Annotated in this window: 18 protein-coding genes and 1 tRNA gene; 15 read left to right on the top strand and 4 right to left on the bottom strand. The window is 54.1% G+C overall.

Annotated features, from left to right (window positions below):
* On the top strand, window positions 1-761 hold a 761-nt coding region (locus ACML7B_RS07170; RefSeq protein ID WP_418540217.1), incomplete at its 5' end, for an ATP-binding protein.
* Window positions 762-791: 30 nt separating this feature from the next.
* Complete coding sequence (locus ACML7B_RS07175; RefSeq protein WP_418540220.1) at window positions 792-1,082, top strand: nucleotidyltransferase domain-containing protein; 291 nt, start codon at window positions 792-794, stop codon at window positions 1,080-1,082.
* Window positions 1,083-1,292: 210 nt separating this feature from the next.
* Here ACML7B_RS07175 and ACML7B_RS07180 read toward each other — a convergent pair whose 3' ends face one another.
* Together ACML7B_RS07180 and ACML7B_RS07185 are read right to left on the bottom strand one after the other, a co-directional pair.
* Entirely contained in the window at window positions 1,293-1,727 is a 435-nt protein-coding gene (locus ACML7B_RS07180; protein WP_418540221.1) for a type II toxin-antitoxin system HicB family antitoxin, read from the bottom strand.
* A gap of 26 nt (window positions 1,728-1,753) precedes the next feature.
* On the bottom strand, window positions 1,754-1,915 hold the full coding sequence (locus ACML7B_RS07185; RefSeq protein ID WP_418540307.1) for a type II toxin-antitoxin system HicA family toxin: 162 nt from the start codon (window positions 1,913-1,915) through the stop codon (window positions 1,754-1,756).
* A gap of 138 nt (window positions 1,916-2,053) precedes the next feature.
* On the opposite strand from ACML7B_RS07185, the gene ACML7B_RS07190 reads away from it, so the two are divergent.
* Window positions 2,054-2,464 (top strand): hypothetical protein, encoded by a 411-nt coding sequence (locus ACML7B_RS07190; protein ID WP_418540223.1) that lies wholly within the window; start codon window positions 2,054-2,056, stop codon window positions 2,462-2,464.
* A 59-nt stretch (window positions 2,465-2,523) separates the two neighbouring features.
* Here ACML7B_RS07190 and ACML7B_RS07195 read toward each other — a convergent pair.
* Window positions 2,524-2,606: transfer RNA gene (locus ACML7B_RS07195), tRNA-Leu, on the bottom strand.
* Between the two features lie 90 nt (window positions 2,607-2,696).
* The gene (locus ACML7B_RS07200; RefSeq protein WP_418540225.1) at window positions 2,697-3,818 is read right to left on the bottom strand and encodes a DUF4317 domain-containing protein; all 1,122 of its coding nucleotides are present in this window, start codon (window positions 3,816-3,818) and stop codon (window positions 2,697-2,699) included.
* 174 nt (window positions 3,819-3,992) lie between these two features.
* Here ACML7B_RS07200 and sdaAB point away from each other — a divergent pair, with 174 nt between their 5' ends.
* From sdaAB to ACML7B_RS07260, 12 genes are all read left to right on the top strand, one after another.
* Window positions 3,993-4,658, top strand: coding sequence for an L-serine ammonia-lyase, iron-sulfur-dependent subunit beta (sdaAB, locus tag ACML7B_RS07205; protein ID WP_346707202.1), 666 nt, complete (start codon window positions 3,993-3,995; stop codon window positions 4,656-4,658).
* A gap of 28 nt (window positions 4,659-4,686) precedes the next feature.
* Window positions 4,687-5,556, top strand: coding sequence for an L-serine ammonia-lyase, iron-sulfur-dependent, subunit alpha (sdaAA, locus tag ACML7B_RS07210; protein WP_418540228.1), 870 nt, complete (start codon window positions 4,687-4,689; stop codon window positions 5,554-5,556).
* Window positions 5,557-5,717: 161 nt separating this feature from the next.
* Window positions 5,718-6,704, top strand: a complete 987-nt coding sequence (locus ACML7B_RS07215; protein ID WP_418540231.1) for a beta-ketoacyl-ACP synthase III — start codon at window positions 5,718-5,720, stop codon at window positions 6,702-6,704.
* Window positions 6,705-6,775: 71 nt separating this feature from the next.
* Window positions 6,776-7,000, top strand: coding sequence for an acyl carrier protein (gene acpP, locus ACML7B_RS07220; RefSeq protein ID WP_106789136.1), 225 nt, complete (start codon window positions 6,776-6,778; stop codon window positions 6,998-7,000).
* Window positions 7,001-7,025: 25 nt separating this feature from the next.
* The gene (gene fabK, locus ACML7B_RS07225; RefSeq protein ID WP_418540233.1) at window positions 7,026-7,964 is read left to right on the top strand and encodes an enoyl-[acyl-carrier-protein] reductase FabK; all 939 of its coding nucleotides are present in this window, start codon (window positions 7,026-7,028) and stop codon (window positions 7,962-7,964) included.
* Window positions 7,957-8,877 (top strand): ACP S-malonyltransferase, encoded by a 921-nt coding sequence (gene fabD, locus ACML7B_RS07230; protein WP_418540235.1) that lies wholly within the window; start codon window positions 7,957-7,959, stop codon window positions 8,875-8,877. The genes fabK and fabD overlap by 8 nt, the downstream gene beginning before the upstream one ends.
* Window positions 8,871-9,611 (top strand): 3-oxoacyl-[acyl-carrier-protein] reductase, encoded by a 741-nt coding sequence (gene fabG, locus ACML7B_RS07235; RefSeq protein WP_418540237.1) that lies wholly within the window; start codon window positions 8,871-8,873, stop codon window positions 9,609-9,611. The genes fabD and fabG overlap by 7 nt, the downstream gene beginning before the upstream one ends.
* 31 nt (window positions 9,612-9,642) lie before the next feature.
* On the top strand, window positions 9,643-10,881 hold the full coding sequence (gene fabF / locus ACML7B_RS07240; RefSeq protein WP_106789132.1) for a beta-ketoacyl-ACP synthase II: 1,239 nt from the start codon (window positions 9,643-9,645) through the stop codon (window positions 10,879-10,881).
* A 9-nt stretch (window positions 10,882-10,890) separates the two neighbouring features.
* Complete coding sequence (gene accB, locus ACML7B_RS07245) at window positions 10,891-11,364, top strand: acetyl-CoA carboxylase biotin carboxyl carrier protein (RefSeq protein ID WP_418540239.1); 474 nt, start codon at window positions 10,891-10,893, stop codon at window positions 11,362-11,364.
* A gap of 13 nt (window positions 11,365-11,377) precedes the next feature.
* A complete protein-coding gene (gene fabZ / locus ACML7B_RS07250) occupies window positions 11,378-11,806 on the top strand; it encodes a 3-hydroxyacyl-ACP dehydratase FabZ (protein ID WP_418540242.1) in 429 nt (142 codons plus the stop codon).
* A gap of 9 nt (window positions 11,807-11,815) precedes the next feature.
* Window positions 11,816-13,156 carry an acetyl-CoA carboxylase biotin carboxylase subunit gene (locus ACML7B_RS07255; RefSeq protein ID WP_418540244.1) on the top strand — a complete coding sequence of 447 codons (1,341 nt, stop codon included), beginning with the start codon at window positions 11,816-11,818 and terminating at the stop codon, window positions 13,154-13,156.
* Window positions 13,157-13,163: 7 nt separating this feature from the next.
* Window positions 13,164-14,900, top strand: a complete 1,737-nt coding sequence (locus ACML7B_RS07260) for an acetyl-CoA carboxylase carboxyltransferase subunit alpha (RefSeq protein WP_418540246.1) — start codon at window positions 13,164-13,166, stop codon at window positions 14,898-14,900.
* Window positions 14,901-14,905: the final 5 nt, after the last annotated feature.

Below are 14,905 nucleotides of genomic sequence, written 5' to 3' on the forward strand. Positions count from 1 at the left end.
GCCGCGGTGGCTGGCCCAGAGCAACCGACCTTAAAGGAGAGGTTGCTCTTGAGCAGGCCTTTGAATATTATGATGCGGTTGTAAAATCTGATATCTCCAGAGCTGATGGAATAACAAGAAATCCGGAGCGGGTAAAGCGCCTCATGCGTTCTTATGCCAGAAACCAGGGCTCACAGGCGACAAATATTTTACTTAAGGACGATATTATGGCAAATGATGCGGAATCTCTTGACACAGACACGGTATATTCCTATATCAACGCATTGCAAAAAATATTTGTAATTGAGGAAATGGAGGCATGGAATCCAAATCTTCGATCTAAAACAGCAATACGGACTTCGAACACCCGATATTTTGTGGATCCTTCCATTGCAGTTGCCGCTCTGGGATTAGGTCCCCAGGATCTGATCGGGGATCTGAATACATTTGGCTTGTTCTTTGAAACAATGTGTATTCGAGATTTAAGGGTATTTGCGGATGCACTGAATGGGAAAGTATATCACTTTCGGGATAAAACGGGACTGGAATGTGATGCGGTGATTCATTTGAGAAACGGATCTTATGGATTAATTGAAGTGAAGCTTGGCGGAGATAAGCTGATAGAGGAAGGGGCAGACAATCTTAAGACCTTAAAGGACAAAATTGACATATCTAAAATGAAAGCCCCCTCGTTTTTAATGGTTCTAATTGGGGTTGGAGACTACGCATACAGGAGGCAGGATGGAGTCTATGTAGTTCCGATTGGCTGCCTGAAGGACTGATTGAATGAAGAATGACTAAGGGGTGTTACCATGAAGAACACGATTGAGAATATCAAGGAATTTGCGCGACAGGTAAAGGAGATTCTTGGAGAAAATCTGGTACAGGTGATTTTATATGGTTCGTATGCCCGTGGTAATTATCGGGAAAATTCAGATATAGATATTATGATCCTGACACGCCTTACGGATCAGCAGATTGAACAGGTAGAGAATCGAATTTATGATCTGGCATTTGATTTTCAGATGGAATATTTTATATGTAAAGAAGGAGGGAATTGTGTTGAATGGATGACAGGCAACAGGGATTTTATGGCGACTTAATAATCCTTTGATCCAGGGAATCCGGGAGTTGGCGAAGGAGCTAACAAATGCCAGACGGTGTCTGTTAATGACAGATGTCGGACAAGGAGCAGTTGATCATACAGGAGGGGCTGTTTTGAAAAACTAACATAAAAAGAATAACCCAGGAGAATAATGAACTTAATATCATGACCGCTCTGGCGCTAGCGTACCAGAGCGGTTTGTATTTTGCTATTTGAGGTTTAATTTTGCCATAAGCGCTTCTTGAAGAATCTGCGAAAAATTCACTCCGTTTTTCAGAGCAATATCGTTCAGCCATGAAGGAATAGAGAGGGTCTTTTTCACAGATTTCTCAAAATGATTTTTCGCATATTCATCTACATCAACAGTGATCATATTCACAAAGGAATCATCTGGATTTTCGCCAGGTGAAAATTCAAGTTCTTTTGCAACTTCTCCGGCGTCTACTGCAGATACAGGAGATGGAGCCGGAACTTCTTCACCTTCGCGCTTGCAGGTATAAAGATAACCGGCAAGGCAGTCGACAGCCATTTTCAACGCTTCATCCAAGGTATCTCCGCAGGTCGATAAATAATTGAGATCCGGGAAGATCACAGAGTAGCCGTTGCTTTCTTTGAAAAAACACGCAGGATATACAGACAACATATAATTACCTCCTATTGTTGGTGGAGCTATTTAAGCCCCGCCTGTTTTAGAATGGAATTTTCAGTACCTTTTGGAAGGTCTTTTGAATGAAAAGGAATCGTGACCTTTCCGGGTTTGGAGGGGTGTATGTAATGCCGGTGAGAACCCGTTTGTGTTTTGAAGACCCATCCATCATCGAATATTATTATAGCTTATTATACGTATTATGACAATACGTATAATAAGAAGGGGCAAAAAAGTATTAAGATTTTAAGGCATAGACTTCATCTCTGCGTAAAATGCTCATGGGGGTGTTTCTTAATGCATATACTACATCGGGAGCGGTGATGCCGGCTAAAAGTACTGTGCCAATATATGATAGCAATGGGGATTTGGTAACAGATGGAATATCGGTTGAGATTTATTTGGATCAAATGCCAGATAAATTACCAGATACTGTAGATGATTCTTTAGCAACGCTGGGATATTATCAAGATGAGATGACAATAGGAGATGTTAAAGGCGAGATTTTCTATTTTACATCTAATGGAATAGTCAACTCACTTCTTTGGACGACAAAGGAAGTAGATGAAACTTCCATAAATAATGTATTAGAAGAGTTAAGAGAACGATATGTAGAAGAATCTGCATTTGATCAAGAGAGAAATTCGTATTCATGGTCAGAAGGTGAAGAGAGTAGTATTTGGGCTGCTATTGACGGTGAAGAGTTGAAGATAAATTGGATAAGTTTATTATAGGATCCGCAACAAAAAGACCGGAAGCCTTGAAAATCAAGGTTCCCGGTCTTTACTAGTCATGCGGAGAAAGGGACTTGAACCCTCACAGGATTGCTCCCACTAGAACCTGAATCTAGCGCGTCTGCCATTCCGCCATCTCCGCTCGCAAGGAATATATTATCACAAAAGAAGGCGTTTGGCAAATACTTTTTTCAGGTTTTTGCAAATTTTTTTCCAATTTTTTTCAGACCTTTTATTTTCGTACTTCAATACCGTTGACTTCCAGATGGTCGTCCACGGCGATCACCAGGCAGCGGCGGCCGTCGATCTCACGGATCTCCACCAGGTCGGAGCGCTCCGGGTTGACTTTCACGATCACGTCCGGGGTCTCCACCTGGAAGCTGTGCACGCTGGCGATGTTGGAGGCCAGAAGGGTATTCTTCTCCCCCACGGTCTCTTCAAATTCCCGGTCGAAGGAGAGAAGCTTCTCTTCCGGCGCGCCGCTTCGCTCCAGAAGCCGCCGGACATCCGGGCGGGATAATTCCAGAGGTTCCGGGGTTTCCTTGGCTTCCTCCAGCATTTCGTTAAGGTTCTCGTGGATATTGCGGACTACTTCATAGTCGCAGTCCTCCCCCAGGGTTTCGCTGATCACAGACTGGAAGGTGGTCTTCTGGTCTTTGGCGGTCAGGGGGACGGCGCTTCCCAGCACGTTGGTGATAAAGCCTGGCTGCAGCTCTTCCGGTTTCTTGGAATAATACAGCACCTGATGGATGTTGGAGGCGCGGTCCTGGAAGGCGGGGAAGAGGAATCCCTTGACGGGATCGTCCACCAGCCAGTCCCGGATCCGGTCTTCAATACTGTTGGTCTGGGCGTTGTAGCTTAAGCCGGCCTTGCTTAAGTTGACCGGGCAGATGCTGCACAGGATGTGCTCGTAGACGGTATCAGAGGCGTCGAACATCTCCAGGCCGTCGGAAGCCTTGCCGGGCACATCGTACACGGCGTGGATCAGGATGATGAAATAGTTCTCGGCGTAGTCGTAGTTCTCAATTACTTTATCATAGAATTCCTCGGTCAGAAGATCGTCTTCCAGCCGGCTGTCCCGCAGCTTCAAGAGGAATTCCTGGGTGCCGCCCGGTACTTCCTGCTCCAGGGGGAATTCCATATTGATCAGATTTTTGCCCAGGGTTCCGGACAGGGTGTGTCGAAAAATGTCGAAATACTTGAAGGCTTCCTCTTCCGGAAGGGACAGGAAGGCCTTCTTGAACTCCATTTTCTTTTCTTTTTCATGATCCACGTAACAGCCGCAGATGCGGGTGATGGCGCAGTTGTCCGGGGAGAACTGCCGGCGGATCTCTAATACTTCTTTCTTATTCATAGGGTATCCTTTCTGTTGCATTTTCAGGGTAAGATTCAGTATAACAAAAATGGAATAAAGACACAACATCTCAAGAAGACGTTAAATTGTTCCGCTTTTCGTTGTAAAGTGTGTCAAATCCAGCTATAATGGGTTTAGATACCTGTCAAAAATAAGAAAAGAGAGGAAAAAAACATGGGAAACATATTTGACATTCTGGGGCCGGTAATGGTAGGCCCGTCCAGTTCCCACACGGCAGGGGCCGTGCGCATCGGACTGATCGCCAGACAGCTTTTTGGCAGGAGACCGGACAAGGCGACCGTCTATCTGCACGGTTCTTTCGCGGATACGGGGAAGGGACATGGAACTGACAAAGCGCTGATCGCCGGGCTTCTGGGGATGAAGCCGGATGATCTGCGGATCCCGGACAGCTTTCAGATCGCGAAGGAAGAGGGCATGGAATTCACCATTTCGCCGAAAGACATGCGGGACGCCCACCCCAATACTGCGCAGATCATCATGGAGAAGGAAGGCGTAAAGCCCATGAAGATCCAGGCGTTTTCCATCGGCGGCGGCCGGATCCGGGTCAGCAAGATGGACGATATCGACGTGAATTTCAGCGGCGAGAGCAATACGCTGATCGTGCGCAATGAGGACAAGCCGGGGCGGATCACGGAGGTTTCCACGGCGCTTAGCAAGGAAAATATCAATATCGCCACCATGCAGGTGTTCCGGGACAAGCGGGGCGGCATGGCAGTGATGGTGCTGGAGATCGACCAGCCGGTATCGGAGGCTGTGATCAAGGAGCTGGAGAGCAAGGACGGGATCCTGAAGGTGACCTTCCTGAATGTAAACGGATAATCGAGAGAAGTGGAGGATATAGAGTCGTATGTCATATCAATCAATGGAAGAGGCGTATGCCAGATGTGAGCGGGACGGGATCCCGTTCTGGAAGGCCGTACAGCTGGAGGACGCCGAGGAAAGAGACGTGGCTTTGGAAGATTCCTGGAAGGAAATGAAGGGAATGTGGCAGGCTATGCTGGACGGACTGGATAATTATGACCCTGATCTGGTGTCCAGAAGCGGCCTGGTAGGAAAAGAGGGCGGCCTGATGGAGGAGTATCAGAAGGCCGGCGATACCCTGTGCGGAGATTTTATGGCCAAGGTGATGACCAACGCCCTGAAGATGGGCTGCAACAATGCCTGTATGAAGCGGATCGTGGCAGCGCCCACAGCGGGAGCCTGCGGTGTGCTTCCGGCGGTATTGGTTACCTATTATAAAGAATATCAGGTTCCGGAGGAAACGATGATCGAGGCCATGTACGTGGCGGCGGGGATCGGACAGATCATCGCCAACCGGGCGTATCTGGCGGGAGCGTCCGGCGGCTGCCAGGCGGAGATCGGCTCCGGTTCCGGGATGGCTGCGGGAGCCATCTGCTATGTGAGAGGGGGAACCCCTCAGCAGATCGGCCATGCCTGCGCCATGGCGCTTAAGAACCTGATGGGACTGGTCTGTGATCCGGTGGGCGGCCTGGTGGAGGTGCCCTGTGTGAAGAGAAATGTAGGCGGCGCCGTGAACGCGCTGGCGGCGGCGGATATGGCTCTTGCCGGGATCACCAGCAAGATCCCGGTGGACCAGGTGATCGACGCCATGAAGGAAGTGGGAGACAAGATGGATCTCACCCTGAAGGAGACCGGCAAGGGCGGCGTGGCTGCCACCGAGGAAGCCCTCAAGGTTCTGGAGCGGCTGGATATGTAACGCTTTACATAGTAAGAAGGAAGAGAACGCTTCGGCGTTCTTTTCTTTTTGGAAATTTTTCGGCAAAAATATCTCTTGACAGCGGCTGGTATCCGATATATACTTTGAGAGTCAAAATAATTGACGACCAAAATATATGCAGAAAAGTCAGGAGAGGCAAGATGGCTGGAATCATATGCGGAACCGGGTCTTACATACCGGAATATACAATGGACAACAATGATATCGCCAGGCTGGTGGAGACCAGCGACGAGTGGATCCGGGAGCGCACAGGCGTGGTGAAGCGCCACATCATCCGGGATGAGACTACCGTATCCATGGCGAGTGAAGCCGGACGGAGAGCCCTTGAGAACGGGGGCGTGTCGCCGGAGGAGGTTGATCTTATCCTGGTGGCCACCATTTCTTCCAACGTGGTCCTGCCGGGGACGGCCTGTCTGGTCCAGAAGGAGCTGGGAGCGGTGAACGCGATATGCTTTGACATCGGAGGGGCTGCCTGCACCGGATTCGTGCTGGCCTACAATACGGCGGAGGCCTATCTGGAGAGCGGGATATACCGGACGGCCCTGGTGATCGGAAGCGAAAGCCTTTCCTGCATTACAAACTGGAAGGACCGGGGGACCTGTATCCTCTTTGGCGACGGGGCGGGAGCCGCCGTAGTGCGAAGGGATGAGAGAAAGATCTACCTGCCTGCGGCCCACACGGACGGAGCCGGGGGAGAGGCCCTTACCTGCCAGAGCCGCTGCGAGGCCAATGGCCTGACCAGGGAGATGGACCCGGAGGCCATGGTGGATGAAGCCCATTTCATGCAGATGGATGGCCAGGCGGTGTTCAAGTTCGCGGTCAAGCGGGTGCCGGAAGTGATCCGGGAGGTGCTGGAGCGCAATCATCTGGAGGCTAAGGATATTGATTACTACATTGTCCATCAGGCCAACAAGCGGATCATTGAATCCGTGGCAAAGCGGCTGGGAGAGCCGGTGGAGAAATTCCCCATGAACCTGCAGGAATACGGCAACACTTCCTCGGCCAGCATTCCCATCCTTCTGGATGAGCTGAACCGGGCCGGGACATTAAAAAGCGGTCAGCGACTGGTGCTGGCGGGATTTGGCGCAGGGCTTACCTGGGGCGCCAACATCATTGACTGGAGATAAACCAGAGAAGCCAAAAGGTTTCCGGTTTATATATAATCAAAAAAGAAGTAAGATCAAAAGGAGAGAAAGAAATGTTAGAGCAGATCAAAGAACTGGTAGCAGACAAACTGGGGGCAGACGCAGAGGCGATCACAGAAAAGACCAGCTTCAAGGAAGACCTGGGAGCAGATTCCCTGGACCTTTTCGAACTGGTGATGGGACTGGAAGACGAATTTGGCATCGAGATCCCTACCGATGATCTGGAGCAGATCACCACAGTAGGCGATGTGATCAACTATATCAACGAGCACAAATAAGAAAAGAAGAAGCGGGGTTATAGATATGCAGACAGAAGTGACCAGATTATTAGGAATCCAATATCCCATCATCCAGGGCGGAATGGCCTGGGTGGCGGAGTATCACCTGGCGGCAGGCGTTTCCAACGCAGGCGGCCTGGGCCTTATCGGAGCGGCCAGCGCGCCGGCAGAGTGGGTGAGAGAGCAGATCCGGGAAGCCCGGAAGCTGACGGATATGCCCTTTGGCGTCAACATCATGCTGATGAGTCCTTACGCGGACCAGGTGGCGAAGGTAGTGGCCGAGGAAGGCGTGAAGGTTGTGACCACAGGAGCCGGGAATCCGGAGAAATATATGGAAATGTGGAAGGCAGCCGGCGTGAAGGTGATCCCGGTGGTCGCTTCTGTAGCCCTTGCAAGAAGGATGGAGCGCTGCGGCGCGGACGCGGTTGTGGCGGAAGGCTGCGAGGCCGGAGGCCATATTGGTGAGAATACCACCATGGTACTGGTTCCCCAGATCGTGGACGCAGTGAATATCCCGGTGATCGCTGCCGGAGGCATTGCGGACGGCAGAGGGATCGCGGCGGCGTTCATGCTGGGCGCCAGCGGGGTTCAGATGGGAACCCATTTCGTAGTGACGGATGAGTCACAGGTACATGAGAATTACAAAGACAGGATCATCAAGGCGAAGGATATTGACTCCCGGGTAACGGGAAGGACCACCGGCCATCCGGTGCGGGCCCTTCGCAATGAGATGACCAGGAAATATCTGGAATTGGAAAATCAGGGTGCAAGCTTTGAAGAACTGGAGCAGCTGACGCTGGGAGGCTTAAGAAGAGCCGTGGTAGACGGAGACGTGAAGAACGGAAGCGTTATGGCGGGACAGATCGCAGGCATGGTCAAAGAGAGAATGTCCTGCAAGGATCTGATCGGGAAGCTGGTCCGGGAGACCGATGAGCTGATAGGAGGAAAAGGATTCTATGAGTAAGATTGCTTTTATCTACCCGGGACAGGGGGCGCAGAAAGCCGGAATGGGCAGGGACTTCTACGAGAACAGCCCGCTGGCGGCAAAACTCTATGACCAGGCCTCCCAGGCGCTGGGGCTGGATATGAAGGCGCTGTGCTTTGAGGAAAATGAGAAGCTTGACCTTACTGAATATACACAGGCGGCGCTGGTCACCACCTGCCTTGCCATGACGGCAGTTTTAAAAGAGCAGGGGATCACGCCGGACATTACCGCAGGCTTAAGCCTGGGAGAATACGCTGCCATCGCGGCGGCCGGGGGGATGGATCCCATGGACGCCATCCGTCTGGTGCGGAAAAGAGGGATCCTGATGCAGAACACGGTTCCAGCAGGAGTGGGAGCCATGTGCGCGGTGATGGCCCTTGACGCGGCCAGGATCGAAGAGGTCCTGGAGGGAATGGAGGATGTGACCATCGCCAACTACAACTGTCCGGGGCAGATCGTGATCACAGGCAGGACAGAAAATGTAGAGGAAGCGGCGGAAAAACTCCGGGAAGCCGGGGCGAAGCGGACCATCATGCTGAATGTGAGCGGCCCATTCCACTCTCCTTTGCTTAAGGCGGCCGGGGAGGAACTGGCAGAAGAACTGGAGAAAGTAACCCTTCATCCCCTTGCGGTTCCCTATGTCACCAACGTGACAGCCGGAACGGTGGAGGATATTGGGAAGACCCGGGAACTTCTGGCAGAGCAGGTCAGCTCTCCGGTGCGCTGGATGCAGAGCATGGAGGCCATGATCGCCGACGGGGTGGATACCTTCGTGGAGATCGGGCCCGGGAAAACCCTGGCCGGCTTCTTAAAGAAGATCAGCCGGGACGTGACCGTCTATAATGTAGGAACCTGGGAAGACGTGGAGAAGGTGAAAGGAGCATTATGTTAGAAGGAAAGATCGCAGTCGTAACCGGAGCCTCCAGAGGGATCGGCAGAGCCATCGCCATCCGTCTGGCAGGAGAAGGAGCGACGGTAGTTATCAATTACAATGGTTCAAAGGAAAAGGCAGAGGAAGTAAAGCAGGAGATCGAAGGAGCCGGCGGGAAAGCGGCGGTGTGCCAGTGCAACGTGGCGGATTTCGACCAGTGCCAGGCATTCATCCAGAAGGTGATCGATGAGTTTGGGCGGATCGACATCCTGGTGAACAACGCAGGGATCACCCGGGACGGTCTTCTGATGAAGATGTCGGAGGAAGATTTCGATCAGGTGATCGAGACCAATCTGAAGGGAGCCTTCCACACCATCCGGTTTGCCTCCCGTCAGATGCTGCGGCAGAAAAGCGGCAGGATCATCAATCTGTCCTCTGTTGTAGGGGTGACAGGAAATGCAGGCCAGGCCAATTATGCGGCCTCCAAGGCAGGAGTCATCGGACTGACTAAATCCGCGGCCAGAGAGCTGGCCTCCCGGGGGATCACTGTGAATGCCATTGCCCCCGGATTTATCGAGACGGATATGACCAGCGTGCTGTCTGAGAAGGTGAAGGAAGGCGCGGCGGCGGGGATCCCGCTGGGAGCCTTTGGAAAGCCGGAGGACGTGGCGGCGGCAGCGGCATTTCTTGCCTCTGACGAAGCAGGATATATCACTGGCCAGGTACTTCATGTAGACGGCGGAATGGTAATGTAAATCTAGGGTAGGACAAGAAGGAGACGAGGATATGAAAAGAAGGGTCGTAGTGACAGGACTGGGGGCGGTGACGCCCATCGGAAATACAGTAGAAGAGTTCTGGGCCGGTATCCGGGCAGGAAAAGTGGGGATCGGGGAGATCACCAGATTTGACACCACCGATTACAAGGTCAAGGTTGCGGCGGAAGTCAAAGATTTCGTGGCAAAAGAGCGGATGGACTTCAAGGCAGCCCGCCGGATGGAGCCATTTTCCCAGTACGCGGTAGCCGCGGCGCTGGAGGCTTATGAGGATTCTGGGCTGGATATCAGCAAGGAAGATCCCTTCCGTGCAGGCGTGATCGTCGGTTCCGGCATCGGAAGCCTGCAGGAAGTGGAGCGGGAGTACGAGAAGATCCTGTCCAGAGGACCTTCCAGAGTCAATCCTCTGATGGTGCCGCTGATGATCTCCAACATGGCGGCGGGAAATATCTCCATCCAGCTGGGATTCAAGGGAAAATGTACCAGCGTGGTGACAGCCTGCGCCACCGGCACCAACTGTATCGGAGACGCCCTGCGGGCCATCCAGTACGGGGACGCGGACATTATGCTGGCAGGCGGGACCGAGAGCTGTATCTGCCCGACCGGAGTGGCGGGATTCACCAGCCTGACGGCGCTGTCCACCAGTACCGATCCCATGCGGGCTTCCATTCCATTTGACAAGGACCGGAACGGCTTCGTCCTGGGCGAGGGGGCCGGCGTGGTCATCCTGGAGGAGCTGGAACACGCGAAGAACCGGGGAGCGAAGATCTACGCGGAGCTGTGCGGATACGGAGCCACCGGGGACGCTTATCACATCACTTCTCCGGCGGAAGACGGAAGCGGGGCGGCCAAGGCCATGACTCTGGCAATGGAAGAAGGAGGAGTCACCCCGGCGGAAGTGGATTACATCAACGCCCACGGGACCAGCACCCATCACAACGACCTTTTCGAGACCCGGGCCATCAAGGCGGCTTTTGGCGAAGCAGCCGGGGACGTGGTCATCAACTCAACCAAGTCCATGATCGGCCATCTTCTGGGAGCGGCCGGCGGCGTGGAGTTTATCACCTGTGTGAAGACCATCCAGGACGGGTTCATCCATCAGACCATGGGGACTAAAGAGGCGGACGAAGAGTGCGATCTTAATTACGCCATCGGCGCCCCGGTGGAGAAGGAAGTCCGCTGCGCGCTGACCAATTCCCTGGGATTCGGCGGACACAACGCTACACTGCTTTTGAAGAAATATGAAGGGTAGGAAGAGGATATGGAATTTGAAAATCTGATAAAACTGATCGACACCGTGTCCGCCTCAGAGCTGACCGGATTCAAATATGAGGAAAAAGGGCTGAAGCTTCAGATGAGCAAGGGAGACGGGGAAGTAAAGGTGGTAGCCGCACCTGCTGCGCCGCTGCCGGCAGCGCCTCTTCCGGCGGGACCTGCGCCTGCGCCCGCGGCGGAAGCGCCTGCGCCTTTTAAAGAGGAGACAGAAGAGGCCGCAAAGCCGGGCAAGGTAGTGGAATCTCCCCTGGTGGGAACCTTCTACGCGGCTCCCGCAGAAGACGCAGAGCCCTTTGTAACCGTAGGGAGCGCCGTGAAGAAAGGGCAGACCCTGGCCATTGTGGAAGCCATGAAGCTGATGAACGAGATCGAGAGCGACTACGACGGCACCGTCGCGGAGATCCTGGTGGAAAACGGCCAGCCGGTAGAGTACGGCCAGCCCCTTTTCCGGATTTGTTAGAGGAGGTAGTGTGATGAACCATTTAGACATCAATCAGATCAAAGAGATCATTCCCCACAGACATCCCTTCCTGCTGATCGATTACATCGAGGATTACGAGCCGGGACAGTTCGCGGTGGGATACAAATGCGTCAGCTACCGGGAAGAATTCTTTGCAGGACATTTCCCGCAGGAGCCGGTAATGCCGGGCGTGCTGACGGTGGAGGCGCTGGCCCAGGTGGGCGCGGTGGCCATCTTAAGCGTAGAGGAAAACAAGGGCAAGATCGCCTATTTTGGCGGGATCAATAAATGTAAGTTCAAAGGCAAGATCGTGCCGGGCGACAAGGTGCGCCTGGAGACCAGGATCATCAAGCAGAAAGGGCCGGTTGGCGTTGGCGAGGCAATCGCCAGCGTGGACGGCAAGACCGTGGTCAGCGCGGAACTGACCTTTATGGTGGGATAGGTGACAGATATGATCAAGAAAGTTTTAATTGCCAACCGGGGCGAGATCGCGGTGCGGATCATAAGAGCCTGCCGGGAGATGGGCATCGAGACGGTGGCCGTCTACTCGGAGGCGGACCGGGAGGCGCTTCACACCAAGCTGGCGGACGAGGCGGTCTGTATCGGGCCGGCGCCCTCCAGTGAGAGTTATCTGAGCATGGACCGGATCATCAGCGCCACCATCATCACCGGCGCGGACGCCATCCATCCGGGATTTGGATTTCTCTCGGAGAACAGTAAATTTGCGGAGCTGTGCGAGCAGTGCAACATTACCTTTATCGGGCCCAAATCCCAGGTGATCGCCCGGCTTGGAAACAAGCAGGAGGCGAGAAATACCATGATGGCGGCGGGCGTCCCGGTGATCCCGGGCAGCAAAGAGGCCATCTATGATGTGGAAACGGGAGCGAAGATCGCGGAGAAGATCGGCTATCCGGTGATCATCAAGGCGGCCCTTGGCGGCGGCGGCAAGGGAATGCGGGTGGCTCAGACGCCGGAGGAATTCGAGGCCAGTTTTCAGACGGCCCAGAAGGAATCTCAGATGGCTTTCGGGGACAATACCATGTATATCGAGCATTTTGTCCAGCACCCGAGGCACATCGAGTTCCAGATCCTGGCGGATTCTTATGGAAATGTGATCCATCTGGGAGAGCGGGACTGCTCCATCCAGAGGAACCACCAGAAGATGATCGAGGAGGCCCCCTCCATCGCCCTGAGCGATGAGCTGCGCCAGCGGATGGGAGAGGCGGCGGTCCGGGCGGCCAGGGCAGCCGGATACGAGAACGCCGGGACCATTGAGTTCCTGCTGGAGAAGAACGGGAACTTCTATTTTATGGAAATGAATACCCGGATTCAGGTGGAGCACCCGGTCACCGAGTGGGTGACCGGCATTGACCTGGTGAAGGAACAGATCCGTATCGCTTCCGGCAAGAAGCTTTCCTATACCCAGGACCAGGTACATCTCAGCGGCCACGCTATCGAGTGCCGGATCAACGCGGAGAACCCGGCCAAGGGCTTCCGGCCTTCCCCGGGGACCATTCAGGATATGTACCTGCCGGGCGGAAAGGGGATCCGGATCGATTCCGCTATTTACAGCGGTTATACCATCCCGCCCTACTATGACTCCATGGTGGCCAAACTGATCGTGTGGGCCAGGAACCGCAAGGAGGCGATCCGCAAGATGCAGAGCGCCCTGGGCGAGGTGATCATCGAGGGCATCGACACCAACGTGGATTATCAGTATGAGATTGTAAACCATCCGGATTTTATCTCCGGGGACATTGATATTGAGTTTATTGAGAAAATGCAAGGGTGACGCATAGATGAAGTTAGATAATGTGTTTAAAAAAACCAGGCTTTCTTCCGCAAGGAAGGCGTATATCTCCCTGGGAGGGACCAGGCCGGAAGTGCCGGAAGGACTTCTGCGAAAATGTAATAAATGCGGCGGCGCCATCATCGCCGAGGATGTGAAGAAGGGGTATTATATCTGTCCCAAGTGCGGCGGATATTTCCGGGTCCACGCATACCGCCGGATCGAGATGGTGACCGACGAGGGCACCTTCGAAGAGTGGGACAAAGGCCTGACCACCAGGAATCCCCTTCATTACAAAGGGTATGAGGAGAAGCTGGAAGGGCTTCAGAAGAAGTACGGCCTGGACGAGGCGGTGATCACCGGCAAAGCCCGGATCGACGGGACGGAAGTTGCCATCGGCGTCTGCGACGGACGTTTCCTGATGGCCAGCATGGGTCAGGTGGTAGGCGAGAAGGTGGCAAGAGCGGCCGAGCGGGCCACAGAAGAAGGTCTGCCGCTGATCCTGTTTGCCTGCTCCGGCGGGGCCCGGATGCAGGAGGGGATCGTCTCTCTTATGCAGATGGCCAAGACTTCCGCGGCGCTGAAGCGCCACAGTGACGCCGGGCTTCTCTATATCAGCGTGCTCACCGATCCCACCACCGGCGGAGTGACGGCGAGCTTCGCCATGCTGGGGGATGTGATCCTGGCAGAGCCAAAGGCGCTGATCGGGTTTGCCGGGCCAAGGGTTATCGAGCAGACCATCGGCCAGAAGCTGCCCAAGGGCTTCCAGCGGTCAGAATTCCTGCTGGAGCACGGTTTTATCGACGCCATTGTGGAGCGTCCTCAGTTGAAGGAGACCCTGTCCCGGATCCTGAAGCTCCATGAGAAGGAAGGACAGGAAACGAGAGGGGCAGAACCTTCTGGAAACGAGACTTCTTCTGAGAGCAGTACATTTTCCGGCGAGGGCGTTCAGGTCCACAACCAGGTGGCCAGAGCCTGGGACCGGGTGGAGATCTCCCGGATGAAGGACCGGCCGGTGGGAAGCGACTACATTGGCGCGCTTTTTACAGATTTCACAGAATTTCACGGCGACCGGTACTTTGCTGATGACAAGGCCATTATCGGAGGGATCGCCCGGTTCCACGGGAAGCCGGTGACGGTGATCGTCCAGGCCAAGGGGACCAACACCAGGGAAAATATCGAGCGCAACTTCGGAATGCCTTCCCCGGACGGCTACCGCAAGGCTCTGCGGCTGATGAAACAGGCGGAGAAGTTTGGCCGGCCGGTGATCTGTTTCGTAGATACGCCGGGGGCGTTCTGCGGGCTGGAGGCAGAGGAGCGCGGGCAGGGAGAGGCCATCGCAAGGAACATTTACGAGATGTCCGGCCTTACCGTTCCAGTGCTCTCTATTATCATCGGAGAGGGAGGCAGCGGCGGCGCTCTTGCCATGGCTACGGCGGACCAGGTGTGGATGCTGGAGAATTCCATTTATTCTATCCTGTCTCCGGAAGGGTTTGCCAGCATTCTCTGGAAGGACAGTTCCAGGGCGAAGGAGGCTGCGGAAGTGATGCGGCTTACGGCCCAGGATCTGTATGAGATGGGGATGGTGGAGAAAGTATTTCCCGAGCCGGCCCACTACACCGTTCAGAACCTGAAGGAAGTGACCGGCCCCATGGAACAGGAGATCGAGAGATTCCTGGAAGAGTCGGCGCATTTTACCGGAGAGGAACTGGCGGCGCGGCGGTATGACCGGTTCCGGAACATGTAGGAGAG

Source organism: Massilistercora timonensis (genome assembly GCF_048354975.1).
Classification (GTDB): Bacteria; Bacillota; Clostridia; order Lachnospirales; family Lachnospiraceae; genus Massilistercora; species Massilistercora timonensis.